Below are 18047 nucleotides of genomic sequence, written 5' to 3'. Positions count from 1 at the left end.
TAGCTGGGATAATTCTCTAGGAGTGTTTTAATGAAATTACTAATTTTTTATGACTTTAGTTAAGCGTGATTCAGCTCGTCTAATCCAGGCTTCACTCCCTGATATTTCCCAGCTCACACTGACGGTATTACTTCCGGTTTTCTCAAGAATCACCTCAAGGTAGTTATCACCTAACGAAATACCACGAGAATCTTCATCATGCCCGAAAAAGCCTGAAACATGATAAAGTGTACCAGGTACTGTATGATAAACTTTTCCTGCTCGACTATCAGATTCTATAGGTCTAAACCCAAACTCACGTCTTACTTTAATAAAGAGTTGGTCAATATTTTGGCGAGAAGTAAGACTCCCATCTTTATTGTGAATAGTCACCCCATTATGATTTACGGTCGTATTGCTAGAGTTTGCCCCATAAACACGTTGATTAATTTCTCCGGCAATTTCACCTACCTTTGTGTTAATGGCACTAAGTTCTGCACAACCTGTAATAAGTATGGTTGAAGCTACTAAAAGTAGAGAAAATTTAGAATAACGCATGTAGTTCTCCTTAAAATAGTTGGTTAGTATTCATTTTTGGCTAAAGTCTGATTAAAATCTACTCGAAACCATTTTGAGTATAAAGATAAAAAAATGCTATATTGGTTTTGTAGATTATTTAATAGCCATAAATACTTTTTCAATTCACAGAAAGGATTTAATTAATGGAATTAATGAAATTTCCACACCATGCTATTTTTATTGAACAGCCTGAATATACATTACAAAACCATTTACTTTTTGAATTATCAACTAAGGATAATTGCAAAGTATATATGCAACATCCTATTTATCATTCATCTAGCGATGAAGTTAAAAAAATAGTATTTGTTCAAGATACAAAGTTTTTAGCTATGTGGAAAAATGCACCATACCTACAGGATATTCATCTTAGTTCAGGAAGTGAACGAGAATGGAGAAACGATAACAAATTTCACCATGCAGAAAGAGCATTTCGAATTGGACGAACAAATCCCGTCCCATTAGCAGACGTAAGTTGTACGGAATATATCAAGAGTACTCCAATTTACGAAAAATCTTTTTTATGGTTTAAAAAATTAGTAGGGTATTCAGAGGAACAAGTTACATGGTGCTCATTTATTAACGGTATTACAAGAACAATATGGTTGCTTGCTAATGGAGTAAAACAATTTCCAGTATATGTTTATAACGAAAAAAATGCGATCTTATTAGCTAAACATGCCGGTATTTCACCTTCATCTTTTTATGATTTGACTGAATTAAATTTAGAACTAGAGAATTTACTCCAAGAGAAAAATCTTTATAAACCTCTATTTGGGCAAGATTAATTCCAGATGCAATGAGATATAGAAGATAGTTTAGGATGGTGTCCACTTATTTAATTACGCTGGACCAACGTAAAGCTAGTTTTGTAATCTATTTTTACATATTTTATATATATGGAATTCAGAACGGAATATCGTCATCAAAGTTATTTATCGGAGGCTCCGTTTGATTAACTGCATTAGTCGGTTGATTTTGTGTTGGAGCAGGAGAAGTTCCATTATTACGTCCACCTAGCATTTGTAATATATCACCTTGAATTTCGGTCGTATAACGATCTTGACCATTCTGATCTTGCCATTTACGTGTGCGTAGACGGCCTTCTACATATACTTGTGAACCCTTGTGGAGATATTGACCAACTACTTCTGCTTGACGGCGATAGAATACAATTCGATGCCATTCTGTTACTTCACGACGTTCTCCGGTCGTTTTATCCGTCCAGCTTTCACTTGTTGCAACACTGATATTTGCAACTGCTTCACCATTCGGCATAGTTCGCATTTCAGGTTCATTGCCGAGATGCCCAACAATAATGACTTTATTGATACCAGCCATCTTATTTACTCCTTTAAAGAATTAAGTTAGGTCTATTAGACTCGATTCAACTCAAGAAAAAATCATTTAATTAAAATCTCATTGGAATGAATTTTTAGCAGATGATGTTGAATAAAGGCTTCACCATCTACTTCGACACTAAATATCATTTTCACATTTACAATCATATACTCCTCAATAAGAAAGGTATTTTCTTCGTTAAGGTAAGGGGCTTGTCCCCTTACCTTTAAAAGGCCTTTTAATGCAGGGATTACATACCTAACTTTTTCAGGCTTTACATACCTAATTTTTCAGAGATTACATCACAGGGCGTTTTCCACTTTTTCAATTTTAGATGCACATTCTGACAACTGTCGCAGAATATAATTGAAGATAGAAATCTGCATATTGACTAAAATACGATCTTTTTCCACTGCGACAAGCTGATTACGTAAAGATTCTGGCACATGACTATCAGTTAGTAATGGTTGCCAAACGGTTTCACCTGTACCGGTATGATGCATACTGCGCCAGCGTAAAAATGTCCCACCTGATGATGAGGATTTATCTTTGATCATAAAAATGGGTAAATGTTGTAATTCACTCGCTCTCACTCGCTGAACCATTTCTAACTGATAATCCATAAAAGCTGTACGTGCTTGATGAACTTGCTCAAATAAAATTTGATAATCTGCCTCAGTCTCTAAATGACTAAATAGTTGTTTCAGTACATTATTTACATCAGCTTTTTTTGCAAGTTCACGATACATGTCTTCAGAAATTAATCCCATAAAACAACCTATTCCTTATTCCTGTTTTGTACTTGCTGTAACATGGCTCTCAACGGCTTGTTCATTCTCATCGCCTAATAGAGAATTATGACGAATGAAAGGAGCATAGTCCGCACGTCGCTCACCGGTAATCACATAATCTGGTACTTCATATCCCATTCGTTTAATTGCAGCTTGATAACGTGCATTATTTTCTTGCGCATCTTTACGAGTGATACCAGAATGTTTGTAGTTTTCAATTACGCCAAAACATCTACGAATTAGGACAGCTCCTGCTTCTAGCCATTCTTGTGCATCTGAACGAGTAAGTAACGCAATATGTGCGGCAGTCATGGTTACTCGAGCTAAATTATCGAAGTCACCTAAAAGATACAGTAATTGATAGCCTAATTGAGAATTGACATAAATTGGGTAAGAAATAGGTGATACATTAGTGCAACGCTCAAACTCAATACTTTCTGGTAGTCTATCCGCATAAATCCCTACTAGCTTATCCACTAATTGCTGCATTTCTTGACGGTAAGTTAGTACCTTTTCTTCAAATCGTAATAAATAATCATCAGCATAAGGATCATCTTGAGCAGCATCTTGCTGGATCTGCCCAATTAGTTTTAAAGCATTTGGCATACTCAAAATAGATGATTGAGTAATTTTACCATTCTCGTCTTTCGTAGAATTTCGACCTGTCCATAATTTATGCGCATATTGGGTATGTAAGGTAAATTTAATCTCACTACGTAACGGACCAAGTTGAGATTCAGGTGTAGTCGTCATAGTTAATACTCCTATAGATTATTTCTGTTTAAATTTTGTGCTTTGAAGAGCCCCTCTTCACTGATTGTTTTTTGTTCAGTATTAATTGGGGCAAAGTTGCATCCGTAGCTGTTTCATCTGTTTGACTAATCTTTCTCGCTCCATTGGAGAGATTTTTTTCTCTTGCGTTGTTCCAATCGCATTTGATTTATTTGCTATGGATACTGGTTTTACAGAGATCGGTTTATTTGATACTTGTTGCCCAAGCTCAAAATAATAGGGTTTAAAGTTGCCTTGATGTGCTTTCTGTATCAAGGTGTACAAATACCCACTAGGTTTTTTTACATCTTGTTTTTGAATAATGCGTTGTTGGGCTTCTAGCAAGATAGCTCGACATAAGCCTAAATCTAATCCATTCATCGCTTTAGCAGCCATGTTTTTTTCTACCGTAGAAAGCGAGATTTCTGCTGGCCAAATTAATTCTTCTGCATTTCCAGTACAGTACTTATTAATATATAAAGTACTAGTACTGTACTGTTTTCCTGACTTCCCTAATGGAAGAGAGTCTAAAATCAATGAGTTAGCCTCATTTTTATCCCTGACTTCCATATTGGAAGTTAGGTTTTTAGCTGATTTTTCCCTGACTTCCACATTTTTATCCCTGACTTCCATATTGGAAGTTAGGATATTTTGTTGAAGATTTTGCAGTTCTTTTTTTGGTAAAGACGAGTCTTGAGGTATTTGTGCTATACGTTGTTGATATTCACGATAGCGAACTTGCATACTTTCGAGATGCGATACATAGTGCCATTGCGTTTTATCAGAAAGTAAATGTTCAATAATATGATTAGCTACACTATTTACAAGCCCGTCATGATGGTTAGCACATTTTTCCAAAAACGTTAAATATTCATCATTTAATTGAATTGCATCTAAAATAGGAATTGGTTCATCGTGCAATAGGTAAACATTACCCATTACATAACCTTTCTCGTTCCTTACAGTTTCACATAACGTAAGCCAACGAGTTAAACGTAAAAGATAAAGCGTTTGTGTAATCGCTTTTTCAGATAATCGGCTCTCTGTATAAGGTTTATCTGATAATAATTTTCCTAATACGTCATAAGACGGGAAGAGTCCGCTTTGAAATTCTCGCGCATTGCATTTAATCAGTTGCCAGGCAAATTTTGCTCTAGGTGTTAAATAAGGATCATGCAATAAACGTGTCGGTACAGTTTCATGTTGATTACCAAAAAAGAGTAATCCATGTTCTGTTCGCTTATTTTGTTGGGTTATCTTCATTTTATTCTCCAGCCAACATAAAGAGTTTTTTTATTGCACTAATATGTTGTGGTGATATAATTACAACGAATAATTTCCATAGAGTCATAGATGGAAATCTCCAACCCCAAAGATAGAGGTTTAGGCTGTCTTTGGGGTTTATTCTTTTAGTTACTTTGCCATTCGCAAACAAGCTTCCAAACGACAGTAAGGTTTATATTGCTTTCTTCCGCAATAAGACTTAGCAACTCCAATCCTTCTAATGAATGAAGATTTTCTATCGTTGCTTGGTATTTCTTCCATAGATTCCAAATCAATTCTTGCTCTTCATCCGTTGCTGCCGCTTTTCTGCCCATTTTTTCTTCTTTGCCAAGTAATTGGCGACGAGCAGAAACAGCTGAAGTAGATAACCCGAAGTATTGATTCAACATTTCGATAGAAGCTCCAAGTAGGAGTGCGCGATCAATAACTTGTTGCTCTTCTGCATTTTCTTGTGCAACAGCAAGCAATTTCCAAAATGCATCATGATTAATTTCTACTTTTGCAAATTGAACTGTGGAATGACCGATATAAAATAATTCGTCCAAAGTTAATTGATTTATTGCTTTAAGCTCATCTTCCGAAAAGCCTAGATTTAAACAAGAACGAACATTACCTTCTCGTAGATTAAGTAGTACATTGGCTAACAAGGCTTCATTAATAGTTGTTTGCTTAATCATGGTTGAGCTCCCTGGCGTAAATGACGTACAACTCGAATAAGACGGAAAATTTTGACTAACGTAATATCATCAATTCCAGTGCCTGATTGTTGAATGTCAAATAAAAAGTGGCTATTTAAATTGCAATGTACCGATTGTGAAAAATCATGTGTTTGTAACATTGAAAGTAACTGATAAATAAAAGAAGCATAATCCGAAAGTGAACTATCGTTAGGTTTCATTCGGTAGCTATAATCCACAGGATTTTTAACCACATGTTCAACTAATTCATTAATATTGGCTGTTTCGGCAATATCTAAAGCCAAAGAATAGGCTTCTGAGCGATAGTTGCGAGCGGGATAAATCTGCCAAATATCTTCGACTGGCTGACGACCACAACAAGCAAACGAAAGTCCATTCTCAGCTGCACGTTTTTCACGTTGCTCTTGAATACTCATACCTGGAGTTAAACCAAAATCTTGTGAAATCTGAGTTAGTAGTTCTGTCTCAGTGTTTTCACTCGTATTCACAATACTTGTTTGTGCATTATTAAAGAAATCCATCACATTTGATGTAAGCTCTCCACTAGATTCAATGTCTTCATTACCCTCACTAGGTGAAGGAGTAGTAGGAATTAGTGCAGAATCTTCTTTAATGAGAGAATTTTTATCACTAGGTTTTGATGTACTTGTAGAGATAGGTTTTGTTTTTACCGTTTCTTGGTGTTGTGTAATTTGTTCAAGACTATGCTCAACATTATTTTCTATCTCATGTTGTTTCGCCGCAATTTTTTTGAATTTTCGCTCATCAAGATCAATTTCAAGATAAAGAGATTCATAGCTTGTTTTCCCTTCTAGTAAATCAGCCATCTGGGTAATTAACTTATCTTGAAAATCACGTACTTGAAATGGTGAATCCTCATTACAACTTGACAATGAACTTGCCCAAACACTGTTAAAAGAAGTATCCACTTCAAGATGATAATGATGCCAAACTTCATCTGCATTATTGCGAATTGCAAGTAATTTATCGATTTGTGTATGACCTAATCCTTTAAAAAGCACATCAGGAATATGAGGATACAAATGGGTTACACAGCGTTCCATTTTGGCAATTAATGTTTGATGAATGATATATCCATCTTTCTCTAACTCTGCTGATAATTCACGAGATGAAAGTGATTTTCCTAGTTTTTTCTCGTAATATTCTTTCGCTTGTAGAATCCCTAAGGCCTTCTCAATGAAAGATAAATCTGCACGAGTGTCATTTTCAATTAAATGACCGATCAGGATATTTAATTCAGCTTCTACGCTATCTGCAGAATCGCCTTGCCATGGTTTATATTCGCAACTAATTGACCAAAATTTCGGATCTTTGGTTTCAGTAAATAATTCTTTCAAGGCTTGAATTCGAGTATTGCCACCGTCGGCGATAATATAAAAATCTTCTCCTGGGCGACGAGTAATATTCGGTTTATGATCTAAGCCGCGGCGGCGGATGGATTCTTTAATCATTTCAAAATTAGGGTTACGTGTCTTACGAGGATTATGCTCATAAGGGCGTAACTTATCTAATGTGACAGTAATATATTCCACCTCTGAGCTGTAATGATTTGGTGTGACAGTTGAGTATGATGGAGATATATTGGCAATTGGGCTTACATTTAAATTTCGTGCAATAGCTGCCGCTCTTTTTTCATTTTTTGTCATTTTTTATTTCCCCTAGTATTGTGTTACTGCTAAATTTTCAAAGAGTGAGTATTCACCGATAAATCGCGTAAATACTGTCTTTAACGGACCATTACGTTGTTTTCCGATAATAATTTCTGCAGTACCAGGATGTTCAGTTTGTTCGTTATAGACCTCATCTCGGTAAATGAACAGAATGAGATCCGCATCTTGTTCTAAGGAGCCTGATTCTCGTAAATCGGCATTCATAGGACGTTTATTTGCGCGTTGTTCCAAGCTCCGGTTAAGTTGTGAGAGAGCGTAAACGGGGCAATCCACTTCTTTCGCTAAATTTTTTAACGCCTGAGAAATTGCGGTAATTTCTAAATGACGATTTTCGTAACGACGAGAACCTTGCATTAATTGCAAGTAGTCAATAAAAATTGCCGCCGGTTTACCATATTTGCGGATGTTATAACGAACTTTCGAACGTAATTTTTGAGGGGTGAGTCCTCCTTCATCATCAATGAGTAAACGATTTTTCCATTCATCTAGAATATGCCCCATCGCAAGTGAGATTTTTGCCCATTCATCTTCACCTAACTGATCTGCTTTACGGATAGCTTGTAAACTCACTCGAGCTCGCATAGCTAGAAAACGTTGCAGAATTTGTTCTGCCGGCATTTCCATGCTATAGAATTGAATAGGTAAATCTTTAAATTTTTCTAAGGTGTGATAAGCAATTGTCTGACAAAATGCAGTTTTTCCCATGGAAGGTCTTGCACCAATTACAATAAAATCTCCTGCCTGGCCACCTGTAGTTACTTCATCTAATTCCTGAATACCTGTAGGAGTGCCTGTAACTGGATCAGCATTTTGGGCAGAAGATTCCATTCGAAGAACCACTTTTTTTAAAGTTTCATTTAAATCTATAACGCCCTCTGTCTGCTGAGAGAGTGTTAAATCCGTAAACTGTCTTTCAATATTTTCGAGAAGTTCATCTAATTTTTCGGCTGATTTGGCAACTTGTATTTCAGAAATAATATTCTGGCCCAGTCTTAAAAGTTTGCGGTGCTTGCTGTATAACACGACAATATCAATGTAAGCTTTAAAGTTAGCTGTAGTTGGAGTAATCTTAACTAACTGAGCGATATAAGCTAATCCTCCTAGCTGCTCCAAAATACCTTGTTCTTTGAAATATTGTTCAAGCGTTAATATATCGACGGGTTTAGCATTACTTAATAATGAAGAAATCCCTTTAAAAATAATTTGATGTGCGTGCAGGTAAAAGTCATTTGGAATGATCACATCAACTATCTCATCAAAGAGGCTATTATCAAGAATAAGCCCACCGAGTACCGAGCTTTCGGCATCTACAGAATAAAGCTCTATTGGTTGTTTATGGCTCATTCTTTACTCCTTACCCATAAAATGGCTTTGAGCAAATTGAGGCATCAGCAATGAACAGAGTTGTTGGATTGTTTTATATTCTGCTCGATTTTGTTTGTATACCGGGATAGAGAATGTTGCAGCCTCACGATAGGCCACTTTATCTGGAACTGTAAAATCTAGTAATGTTTTGGAAGCATCAAATTCTGTTGCAAATAGCGTATGTAAATGTTCTGAAACAAATTTCACATCATTAGTATGATCAACACAATTAATGACAGCTTTCAATGGAGGGAGGGTGAACCCAAAATTTGCAAAAGTCTGCAAATCTTGATACATCCCAATCGTGCCGCGAATAAATTCTTTTGCAGACAAAATATGTGGAAGAATAGGGCAAAAAAGAACATCCGCAGCTAATACAGACATATCTACGGTAATATCGCGAGTACCACGAGTATCTACAATGACTACATCGTATCCATCAATTTTACTTAGAAGTAAGCTAAAGCGAAGTGCACCATCTGGCGAATCTCGTAACATAGGACTAATTTTATTTGATGGGTCGTTTGACTGGATTAAGTCAAGATTAGGAATTTGTGTTTTAGAAATGATATGTGACGGTTCTACATCTCTAAAATGTAGAAATTCATAAGTGCCACCAGGAGCCTGATAATCCAAAGCATAATAAGAACTTAATGTAGGTTGGGTATCAGTATCAATGAGAAGAGTTTTTAAGCCATGTTCAGCGCAAAATGCACCAATATTTGCTGCATTTGTACTTTTTGCCGAGCCGCCTTTAGTTGAAGCTACAGTAATAACAAAGGGCTTATTTGAAGCGTTTTGTAATAAATTCATAATTTACTCACTTAACAAAGAAATTAACGTTAAGGAGTATTGGCTTTAAAAGGAAGGGCTTTAGGTATGGTGCCTGAGGTCGGACTCGAACCGACATGGTTATTCACCGGCGGATTTTGAATCCGCTACGTCTACCAATTTCGTCACTCAGGCTAAGAGTGGTTTTCTAGATTTTACCAAATTTTTTAGTGGTTCTACGCAAAGGATTTTGAATCCGCTGCGTCTACCAATTTCGCCACCCAGGCAAGGATGAATTTAGTGAACTTCTCAGAGCTGAGAACGGGAAGAATTATAGGGAAATTAGTCCGTTTGTGCAAGGAATAAAAACGCATAAAACATTGTTTGCATTAAAAAGCAACACTTATTTTAGATTGAAAAACGAAGTTATTCACATAACTTGTGGATAACTTCGTGAACAACGATGCGTAAGAGTAAATAACACCTTGATTTGGCAAAGGAAATATTAATTAAAACAATGCAGTCTATATTTTAATCAATCAATTTTAATGATTTTACTCACAATTTCACCTTGCGAAAGTTTGGTGGTGATTTGTGCTCCTACCTCAAGATTTTGGGTTGAACGAAGAATTTCACCTTGCGATGTTTGTGTCACAGAGTAGCCTCTTGCCAGAATTTTTAGCGGGCTTAAGCCATCTATTTTCGTACAAAGCTCTTGGAATTTTTGTTGTTCTTTCGTTAATTTCTTTTCAATCGCAAACTGAAGCTGTTGAGCTAATTGCGCATACTGCTGATTTTTCTTTTCTACATAGTGCGGTAATGGATTACGTTTTACTTGCTCAGTAATATGTTTCCACTGGTGTTGTTTGCGGATTAACGTTTGTTCTATCGCTTGAGCCAAACGATATTTTATCTGCTTTAATTGTATTTGTTGTTGCTGTAACTGACGCTGTGGGTGTTGATTGGTTAAGCGTAGCAACAATTGTTCGAGTTTTTGCTTTTCGGTCAAATAAGTTTTATGTATTGCACTTTCTAAACGATAACTAAATTGAGCTAATCGTTGCTGCTGCATTTGTACTTGGCGAGCAGGATGCTGTGCATTTAAACGTAATTTTAAATGTTCGAATTGCGTTTGTTTATCTGTCCACAAACGGTCAAAAGCGAGGCTTAATTTGTCAAATTGATGCTGTAGCTGACGAACTAACTCTTGTTGATCTCGACTCACCAATTCCGCTGCGGCAGACGGTGTTGGTGCTCTTAAATCTGCGACAAAATCGGCAATCGTCACATCGGTTTCGTGTCCTACAGCGCTAATAATCGGAATATCCGAACGGAAAATAGCGTGAGCGACAGCTTCTTCATTAAAACACCATAAGTCCTCTAGTGAACCGCCGCCTCGTCCAACAATTAATACATCACATTCTCGGCGACGGTTGGCTAAATCAATGGTATTTACAATATCTTGTGTCGCTTCTTTGCCTTGCACTAACGTTGGATAAATAATAATTGCCAAACTCGGATCACGGCGTTTTAGAATATTTAGAATATCTTGTAATGCCGCACCGCTTGAAGAAGTAATAATACCTACTCGCTTAGCAAAAGGCGGAATGGCTTTTTTCTTTTCTTGTGCAAAAAGCCCTTCGGCGGCCAGTTTCATTTTTAGTTGTTCAAATTGCTGTTGTAACAAGCCGTCACCGGCAGGTTGCATACTTTCAATAATGATTTGATAGTCACCGCGAGGCTCATATAAACTAACGCTGGCACGCACCAGTACTTGCATACCGTTTTGCGGGCGAACAGTGACTCGTTGGTTTTTCATTCTAAACATTGCACCACGCACTTGGGCATTTTCGTCTTTAAGGGTGAGATACCAATGGCCTGAAACTGGTTGGCTAAAATTGGAAATTTCACCGGTTAGCCAAACTTGTCCTAATTCCATTTCAAGTAAATTACGTACCGAATAGTTAAGTTGCGTGATGGTAAGAATATTGTTCATATCTAGAAAGTTATTGAGAATTTTAGGAAAGTTTACTGGTAAAAGAAGAGTGGTCGCAAGAATTTTAATTTGTTTTTTCGCAAATACGAAAAAGCCCTCGATATTATCGAGGGCTAAGAATTCTGGTTGCGGGGGCCGGATTTGAACCGACGACCTTCGGGTTATGAGCCCGACGAGCTACCAAGCTGCTCCACCCCGCGTCTGTATGTGGTGTATAATACTCGTTTTTAGCATCATTGCAAGCATAATTTCTGAAAATTAGTTTGTTTGACTGAATTTGAAACAGAAATGGCATAAAATATCACAAATCAAGGCTGTATAACGGTAAAATAAAAATTTAGTATCGTTTTAACGGGAATTTTGATACGCTAACTTCTTTTCTATCAGTCATTACTTAAGGTCTTTTATGAATTGGAAAGCATATAAAACGTGGGCAAAAGTAACAGCGGTTGCACTTTTGGTTACAAGTTGTTCTTCAGATAAAGCAAACAAAGGGCAGCGTGATTATCAAGCCGAACACGCAAAGTTTGGTGCGGTATATAAAGGTCGTCAATACATTCCGCATAATTTTGTCAGTACACCAAGAGTGGCTACAAATGGATCTATTGTTAATTTCCAAGACTTTTTAAAACAATTAAATAATGTACGTGCATATGCCGACGGTATTACCGGTCGTTATGCGGGTACTTACGGCAAAGTCTCATCATGGATTGCCTCAGGCGGCAAAGTATCGGATTTAGCTCGTTACAATATACACGCGTTACAAATGCGTGGTGAGGACGGTTTTCAAAACGTGCTAATGACCGGTTATTATTCTCCGGTTATTCACGCACGTCGTACACCGCAAGGTAAATATCAGCATCCGATTTATGCGATGCCAAGTCAGAAACGTTTTACGCGTTCACAAATTTATGACGGCGCGTTAGAAGGTAAAGGTTTAGAACTTGCTTACAGTGATTCAATGTTGGATAACTTCTTACTTGGCGTACAGGGTAGCGGTTATGTTGATTTCGGTGACGGTCGTTTAAATTATTTCGCTTATGCAGGTCAAAACGGCTTTAAGTATGTCAGTGTCGGTCGTTTATTAGTTGAAGACGGTGAAATTCCAAAAGAGAAGATGTCTATTCAAGCGATTCGTGAATGGGGCGAACGTAATCCGCATCGCGTACAGGGTTTATTAGAACGTAACCCGTCTTACGTTTTCTTTAAAAATGATCCGACCGGACAAGTAAAAGGTTCGGCAGGGGTGCCGTTAGTCGCATTAGCGTCAGTCGCTTCAGATAAAAGCCTTGTGCCGTCAGGCAGCGTGTTATTGGTTGAAACACCGTTAATCGATCGTGCCGGTAACTGGACGGGCAAACACGAATTACGCTTAATGGTGGCATTAGATGTCGGCGGTGCGGTAAAAGGTCATCACTTTGACTTATACCAAGGTATCGGTGATGAGGCTGGTCATAAAGCCGGTTTAATGAAACACTACGGACGTGTTTGGGTATTAAACTAATTACTCATCGTACACAAGCGGTTGATTTTTGCAAAAGATTTGCAAATTTTGACCGCTTGTTAGCTTCTAGATACAGCCTCCGCAACTGCCACAACGCCAGTCCTCTTTGTTTACCGCTTGATAAAAATAGCGAATAATATCTTCTTCTAATGGCACATCTTGTTCGATAAACCAATCGCTTAGCCATTCAATATTTTCCACAATCCAATCGTCTTCATCTAAGCCTTCTAAATAAAGTTCATCATCCGGATCCATATAGTTATAAATTCCTTTCGTACCCATATCCTTATCTTGACGGTCTTTCGGTAAGGTAAGTTCTCGACCGTTGTAATGAATGATCCAATGACCTAAACACATGACTTGTTGTTTACGGCTCCAAGCGACGGTAAAAGGGTTCGACATAATTTATACTCCATTCGTTTTTTAAAATTTTAAAACTGACGGAAATAGAGGGATATACAAAGAATGGGGTAAATTAGTGTGAGAGTTTGATTTAGTTCAAAAGAATAAGCCTCAGCAATGTGAGGCTTTAGCAGATAAGTATATGTGTTAGGCATTGGCTAAAATTACCGCACGTTTCGGCGCGGGATAGCCTTCAATGGTTTTACTATGATCGTTTGGATCGAGGAAATCGACCAAACTTTCATTTTCTAGCCACTCCGTTTTACGTTGTTCTTCTAATGTTGTAATGGCTTGATCAACACAACGAACATTTTTGAAGCCAACTTTTTCCAACCAGTTAATCAGACAATCGACCGACGGAATAAAATAAACGTTTTTCATCTTCGCATAGCGATCGGCTGGAACAAGACAAGTATTCACATCGCCATCAATCACTAGCGTTTCTAATACCAATTCACCACCTTTCACCAGTTGCGCTTTAAGTTGTGAAAGATGATCTAACGGAGATTTACGGTGATAAAGCACGCCCATTGAGAAAACCGTATCAAAAGCAGCTAACGGTTGCATTTGCTCAATCCCAAGCGGAATTAAATTCGCACGGCGATCATTACCGAGTAATTTACGCACCACTTCAAATTGGCAAAGAAATAATTCAGTTGGGTCAATACCTACCACCATTTTTGCACCTTCACCGACCATACGCCACATATGGTAACCGCTACCACAACCGACATCTAAAATAGTACGGTCTTTCAGTGGTGCAAGATGTGGAAGAACACGATCCCATTTGAAATCGGAACGCCACTCGGTATCAATATGAATTCCATACAAATGATAAGGGCCTTTACGCCAAGGCATCAGCTGTTTTAAATGATGCGTAAGCTGTTTGGTTTCACCAACGGAAAGCGGTGCGTGCGGAATAGATTCCACCTTATCTTTCAAATTAATACAAGCGGTCGAATTTGGCATAAAATCGACAATTTTTGCCCACTTGGCATAATCACCATGCGTGGTTTTTTCCCATTGTTTTAATTGTAAAGGCAAAGTTTCCAGCCAAGCGGACAGATTCGTTGTTGCGATTTGTTGATAAAAAGGACGAAAGTCAATCATAGCAATTTTTGTGTTATTAAAATAAAGCCGACATTCTAGCAAAATTTGTAAAAAAATCTAAAAATTTAACCGCTTGATTGGAAGAATTGAAGTATGGAGAAAGGCTGATATAAAAATGGTGGGCTTTCGCCCACCATTTGAGAAGATTAACGAGCAATCGGATTTACTTTCGCTACCTGTAATTTACGGTAAGCATCAAGTAATTTCTGATGTGCGGTCATATTTTCGAGTGATTCATCCGATGCGGTTAAGCCGTGGAACGGGTTACCGCCTTGGATTGCGCCCCAAGCAGATTCAACCGCTTGTTTACCGTACATTTTTTCAAATACCATACGGTATTGTTCCGCATTACGTTCCTCATCTAAGAACAACTCAATCGATTGAATTAAGCAGCGGTAATAATTGTTACGTTCCGCTGAGAATACGCTCGCATTCATATTCGCAGTCCAGTTTGCCCAGTCTAACGCTTGCTCTAAGTTACCTAAAGCTAAATGCAGCATAGATTTAAGCTCACCGATACGTAAGGTTTGCATTGCAGAACCTTTTTCCGCTACTAAACCGATAAATTCACGCACGCGAGTTAAATCATCAATACCTTGTTCATCTAATTCATCAAGAAGTTCTTGGTAAGTTTCACGATCGTGATGGAAATGCGGCAGATCTAACAAGATTTCACGCCAATCCATACCCATATTATTATTAGCATAAACTAAATCGTCACTTGGATAGATGTTCGACATACCCGGCGCAAGAATACGACAAGCGTACACGCCCAAATGTTCATAATCCATAATATAAACAGGTTGCTCGTGCTTATTGAAGATGGCCATCATATTGGCAAACTCTTGCTCGGTTGTACCTGAGAAATCCCAATGAACGAAGTCATAATCTGCATCTTTCTTGAAAAGATCCCACGAAATCAGACCGCTTGAATCAATAAAGTGCGTTTCAAGGTTAGCGTGGTCAGCCACATCTTCATTATTAAATGAAGGCGGAGCAAACACATCTAAATCTTTTAAGCTACGACCTTGTAATAACTCGGTTACCGTACGTTCAAACGCTACTTGGAAATTTGGATGCGCACCGAATGAAGCGAAGCAAGTGCCGTTATTCGGGTTTAACAAGATCACACAAATAACCGGGAATTCACCACCTAATGATGCGTCATAGCATAAAATCGGGAAGCCTTCTTGTTCGAGTTTTTCAATAGACGCTTTGATTGTCGGATAGCCGTCAATCACGCTTTGCGGAATTTCCGGTAAGCTGATTGCCTCAGTGATAATACGGTTTTTCACAAAACGCTCGAACACTTCCGACAAACCCTGTACACGTGCTTCGTTTTTCGTATTACCTGCCGACATACCGTTTGAAACAAATAAGTTACCGATAATGCTTTGCGGAATATACACAGTTTGGTTATCTGATTGACGAGTATAAGGCAGAGCAACGATACCACGATCGTAGTTACCTGATTGCAAATCGATTAATAAATTCGGGGTTAATTCGCCATTCGGATCGAAGTAATCAAATAAGAAATCATCCAAAATACCTTCCGGTAATTGCTCATCATCTTCGATTGGGAACCATTTCTCAGTCGGATAATGCACAAATTCACTATTAGCAATTTCTTGACCTAAATAAAAATCCGCCCAGAAATAGTTGGTTGATAAACGCTCGAAATATTCACCTAATGCCGAAGCTAAAGCCGCTTTTTTGCTTGCGCCTTTACCATTTGAGAAACACTGCGGACAATCCGCATCACGAATATGCACCGACCACACATTCGGCACCGGATTTAACCAAGACGCTTCTTCAATGTTAAACCCTAAAGTTTTTAATTTATGCTGAAAGGTAGAAATACTGTCCTCAAGCGCAGCATCTTTACCGGTAATAAAAGTTTGTTCTGACATTGTAATACCTTTGACTTGTCGTAAAAAAATCGCAACATTCTAGCAAAAATCCCCACAGATAAGTAAATTTTTTGTGAAATTTATCCTCCACAAGCTACCTAGTTATTTAGTTAGATTGTAAGTGAAGGCGTTCAATTGAAGTGAATGCTAAAATCCATCACTTATTTGATCTTGTTTTTTGTTTTCTTACTTCGTCAATGTTAAACTTTAATTAATATGATTTAACGACTTAGAGAAAGATAACAATGAGCGGTGCAGAATTATTAGTAAACGTGACGCCGAGTGAGACTCGGGTAGCGTTAGTTGAGAATGGATTGTTAAAAGAGCTTCATATTGAGCGTGAGGCGAAGCGTGGGATTGTCGGTAATATTTATAAAGGGCGTGTGACACGAGTGTTACCAGGAATGCAGTCGGCATTTGTTGATATCGGTTTGGAAAAAGCGGCATTTTTGCACGCTTCCGATATTGTTTCGCACACGGAATGTGTGGATGAAAACGAGAAGAAACAGTTTGTCGTAAAAGATATTGCAGAGCTGGTACGTGAAGGACAAGACATTATCGTACAAGTGGTGAAAGACCCGATTAGTACTAAAGGTGCGCGTTTAACCACTGATATTACTTTGCCTTCTCGCTATTTGGTATTTATGCCGGAAAATAGCCACGTGGGTGTTTCGCAACGTATCGAAAGTGAGGAAGAACGTAATCGTTTAAAAGCGTTGGTTGAGCCTTATTGTGATGAGCTCGGCGGCTTTATTGTGCGTACGGCGGCAGAAGAGGTTTCGGAAGAAAGTTTGCAACAAGATACGATTTTCTTGAAACGTTTATGGCGTAAAATTTTAGAACGCAAGGCAAAATATCCTGTTAAATCAATGCTATATGGTGAGCTGGCTTTAGCACAACGTGTTTTACGTGACTTTGTTGGTACGCATATCAGTTCGATTCGCATTGACTCGAAAATGACCTATGAACAAGTTAAAGAGTTTTTAGCGGAGTTTATGCCGGAACTGACCGAAAACGTGAGTTTATATAGCGGTAGCCAAACGTTATTTGATGCCTACGGTGTAGAAGAGGCGATTCAAAAAGCGTTGGATAAACGGGTCGATTTAAAATCGGGCGGTTATTTAATTATTGAGCAAACCGAAGCGATGACCACGATTGATATTAATACTGGTGCGTTTGTCGGTCATCGTAATTTAGCGCATACGATTTTTAATACCAATATCGAGGCAACACAAGCAATTGCGCATCAGTTACAACTGCGTAATTTAGGCGGCATTATCATTATTGATTTTATTGATATGCAAGAAGAAGAGCATCGTGAGCGTGTGTTGCAGTCATTACAAGAAGCGTTGAAAGGCGACCGAGTGAAGACCAATGTGAACGGCTTTACCCAGCTTGGCTTAGTGGAAATGACCCGTAAACGTACCCGTGAAAGTTTAGAACGTGTATTGTGCTGCGACTGTCCGGCGTGTAAAGGGCGAGGCACGATTAAAACGGTTGAAACGGTTTGTTATGAAATTCTGCGTGAGATTGTGCGTGTTCATCACTTGTTTAAAACCGAAAAAGTACGAGTCTATGCTTCAAAAGAAGTGGCGGAATATTTAATTAATGAAGAAACGCACGCTTCGATTGCTGAGTTAGAAGCCTTTATCGGCAAGAAAGTCGAAATCAAATTAGAACCTTACTATCATCAAGATCAATTTGATGTTGTTGTCATGTAATCGACAAGCGGTCGAATTTTGTGAAAGTTTTGCAAATTTTTCCTAAAATCCGACCGCTTGTTTCCTACCAAAAATCTGTAAAATCGCTTATAATTGCTTTCATTTTTCGAATTTATCAAGCAAAAGGTTAAAAA

Annotated in this window: 16 protein-coding genes and 2 tRNA genes; 3 read left to right on the top strand and 15 right to left on the bottom strand. The window is 38.1% G+C overall.

Going from position 1 to position 18047, the window contains the following annotated elements; translation table 11 throughout:
• Positions 1–39 precede the first annotated feature (39 nt).
• Positions 40–537, bottom strand: a complete 498-nt coding sequence (locus tag EL121_RS00955; protein WP_005607794.1) for a hypothetical protein — start codon at positions 535–537, stop codon at positions 40–42.
• Between the two features lie 164 nt (positions 538–701).
• Between EL121_RS00955 and EL121_RS00950 the strand changes: the two genes are divergently transcribed.
• Entirely contained in the window at positions 702–1346 is a 645-nt protein-coding gene (locus EL121_RS00950) for a plasmid fertility inhibition factor family protein (protein WP_039197069.1), read from the top strand.
• Between the two features lie 118 nt (positions 1347–1464).
• Here the strand turns inward: EL121_RS00950 and ssb are convergent, their stop codons facing one another.
• The 11 genes from ssb to EL121_RS00895 all read right to left on the bottom strand — a co-directional run bounded on the left by ssb (position 1465) and on the right by EL121_RS00895 (position 11466).
• Complete coding sequence (gene ssb / locus EL121_RS00945) at positions 1465–1899, bottom strand: single-stranded DNA-binding protein (protein WP_005607789.1); 435 nt, start codon at positions 1897–1899, stop codon at positions 1465–1467.
• 302 nt (positions 1900–2201) lie between these two features.
• Positions 2202–2669, bottom strand: a complete 468-nt coding sequence (locus tag EL121_RS00940; protein ID WP_005620769.1) for a DUF3158 family protein — start codon at positions 2667–2669, stop codon at positions 2202–2204.
• 15 nt (positions 2670–2684) lie between these two features.
• A complete protein-coding gene (locus EL121_RS00935) occupies positions 2685–3443 on the bottom strand; it encodes a PFL_4669 family integrating conjugative element protein (RefSeq protein WP_005607783.1) in 759 nt (252 codons plus the stop codon).
• An 81-nt stretch (positions 3444–3524) separates the two neighbouring features.
• Positions 3525–4724, bottom strand: a complete 1200-nt coding sequence (locus tag EL121_RS00930) for an STY4528 family pathogenicity island replication protein (RefSeq protein WP_039197068.1) — start codon at positions 4722–4724, stop codon at positions 3525–3527.
• 146 nt (positions 4725–4870) lie between these two features.
• Positions 4871–5422, bottom strand: coding sequence for a DUF2857 domain-containing protein (locus EL121_RS00925; RefSeq protein ID WP_005607778.1), 552 nt, complete (start codon positions 5420–5422; stop codon positions 4871–4873).
• The gene (locus tag EL121_RS00920; protein ID WP_005620773.1) at positions 5419–7110 is read right to left on the bottom strand and encodes a ParB family protein; all 1692 of its coding nucleotides are present in this window, start codon (positions 7108–7110) and stop codon (positions 5419–5421) included. Before EL121_RS00920 ends, EL121_RS00925 begins: the two co-directional genes overlap by 4 nt.
• A gap of 12 nt (positions 7111–7122) precedes the next feature.
• Positions 7123–8478 (bottom strand): replicative DNA helicase, encoded by a 1356-nt coding sequence (gene dnaB / locus EL121_RS00915; RefSeq protein ID WP_005607773.1) that lies wholly within the window; start codon positions 8476–8478, stop codon positions 7123–7125.
• A 3-nt stretch (positions 8479–8481) separates the two neighbouring features.
• Positions 8482–9312, bottom strand: a complete 831-nt coding sequence (locus tag EL121_RS00910) for a ParA family protein (protein WP_005607771.1) — start codon at positions 9310–9312, stop codon at positions 8482–8484.
• Between the two features lie 67 nt (positions 9313–9379).
• Positions 9380–9465, bottom strand: a tRNA-Leu gene (locus EL121_RS00905).
• A 340-nt stretch (positions 9466–9805) separates the two neighbouring features.
• Complete coding sequence (xseA, locus tag EL121_RS00900; protein WP_197050939.1) at positions 9806–11266, bottom strand: exodeoxyribonuclease VII large subunit; 1461 nt, start codon at positions 11264–11266, stop codon at positions 9806–9808.
• A gap of 123 nt (positions 11267–11389) precedes the next feature.
• A tRNA-Met gene (locus EL121_RS00895) sits at positions 11390–11466 on the bottom strand.
• A gap of 206 nt (positions 11467–11672) precedes the next feature.
• On the opposite strand from EL121_RS00895, the gene mltA reads away from it, so the two are divergent.
• Positions 11673–12770 (top strand): murein transglycosylase A, encoded by a 1098-nt coding sequence (gene mltA, locus EL121_RS00890; protein ID WP_039197067.1) that lies wholly within the window; start codon positions 11673–11675, stop codon positions 12768–12770.
• 66 nt (positions 12771–12836) lie between these two features.
• Here the strand turns inward: mltA and EL121_RS00885 are convergent, their stop codons facing one another.
• The 3 genes from EL121_RS00885 to ycaO all read right to left on the bottom strand — a co-directional run bounded on the left by EL121_RS00885 (position 12837) and on the right by ycaO (position 16192).
• The gene (locus EL121_RS00885) at positions 12837–13172 is read right to left on the bottom strand and encodes a hypothetical protein (RefSeq protein ID WP_039197066.1); all 336 of its coding nucleotides are present in this window, start codon (positions 13170–13172) and stop codon (positions 12837–12839) included.
• A 147-nt stretch (positions 13173–13319) separates the two neighbouring features.
• Positions 13320–14282, bottom strand: a complete 963-nt coding sequence (gene cmoB / locus EL121_RS00880; protein WP_039197064.1) for a tRNA 5-methoxyuridine(34)/uridine 5-oxyacetic acid(34) synthase CmoB — start codon at positions 14280–14282, stop codon at positions 13320–13322.
• 146 nt (positions 14283–14428) lie between these two features.
• On the bottom strand, positions 14429–16192 hold the full coding sequence (ycaO, locus tag EL121_RS00875) for a 30S ribosomal protein S12 methylthiotransferase accessory factor YcaO (protein ID WP_039197063.1): 1764 nt from the start codon (positions 16190–16192) through the stop codon (positions 14429–14431).
• Between the two features lie 245 nt (positions 16193–16437).
• On the opposite strand from ycaO, the gene rng reads away from it, so the two are divergent.
• Complete coding sequence (gene rng / locus EL121_RS00870; RefSeq protein WP_014991657.1) at positions 16438–17913, top strand: ribonuclease G; 1476 nt, start codon at positions 16438–16440, stop codon at positions 17911–17913.
• The last annotated feature ends 134 nt before the right edge of the window (positions 17914–18047 follow it).

Origin of the sequence: Actinobacillus equuli, assembly GCF_900636745.1 — a bacterium.
Taxonomy (GTDB): domain Bacteria; phylum Pseudomonadota; class Gammaproteobacteria; order Enterobacterales; family Pasteurellaceae; genus Actinobacillus; species Actinobacillus equuli.
The sequence above is the reverse complement of the archived record's forward strand: the minus strand, read 5'-3'. Positions and strand labels throughout refer to the sequence as shown.

Bases quoted from the DNA above. Each gene is read 5' to 3' on its own strand.
- mltA (WP_039197067.1), top strand. From the start codon at position 11,673: ATGAATTGGAAAGCATATAAAACGTGGGCAAAAGTAACAGCGGTTGCA.
- EL121_RS00885 (WP_039197066.1), bottom strand. From the start codon at position 13,172: ATGTCGAACCCTTTTACCGTCGCTTGGAGCCGTAAACAACAAGTCATG.
- EL121_RS00940 (WP_005620769.1), bottom strand. From the start codon at position 2,669: ATGGGATTAATTTCTGAAGACATGTATCGTGAACTTGCAAAAAAAGCT.
- EL121_RS00930 (WP_039197068.1), bottom strand. From the start codon at position 4,724: ATGAAGATAACCCAACAAAATAAGCGAACAGAACATGGATTACTCTTT.
- xseA (WP_197050939.1), bottom strand. From the start codon at position 11,266: ATGAACAATATTCTTACCATCACGCAACTTAACTATTCGGTACGTAAT.
- dnaB (WP_005607773.1), bottom strand. From the start codon at position 8,478: ATGAGCCATAAACAACCAATAGAGCTTTATTCTGTAGATGCCGAAAGC.
- cmoB (WP_039197064.1), bottom strand. From the start codon at position 14,282: ATGATTGACTTTCGTCCTTTTTATCAACAAATCGCAACAACGAATCTG.
- EL121_RS00950 (WP_039197069.1), top strand. From the start codon at position 702: ATGGAATTAATGAAATTTCCACACCATGCTATTTTTATTGAACAGCCT.
- rng (WP_014991657.1), top strand. From the start codon at position 16,438: ATGAGCGGTGCAGAATTATTAGTAAACGTGACGCCGAGTGAGACTCGG.
- EL121_RS00955 (WP_005607794.1), bottom strand. From the start codon at position 537: ATGCGTTATTCTAAATTTTCTCTACTTTTAGTAGCTTCAACCATACTT.
- EL121_RS00925 (WP_005607778.1), bottom strand. From the start codon at position 5,422: ATGATTAAGCAAACAACTATTAATGAAGCCTTGTTAGCCAATGTACTA.
- ssb (WP_005607789.1), bottom strand. From the start codon at position 1,899: ATGGCTGGTATCAATAAAGTCATTATTGTTGGGCATCTCGGCAATGAA.
- EL121_RS00935 (WP_005607783.1), bottom strand. From the start codon at position 3,443: ATGACGACTACACCTGAATCTCAACTTGGTCCGTTACGTAGTGAGATT.
- EL121_RS00920 (WP_005620773.1), bottom strand. From the start codon at position 7,110: ATGACAAAAAATGAAAAAAGAGCGGCAGCTATTGCACGAAATTTAAAT.
- EL121_RS00910 (WP_005607771.1), bottom strand. From the start codon at position 9,312: ATGAATTTATTACAAAACGCTTCAAATAAGCCCTTTGTTATTACTGTA.
- ycaO (WP_039197063.1), bottom strand. From the start codon at position 16,192: ATGTCAGAACAAACTTTTATTACCGGTAAAGATGCTGCGCTTGAGGAC.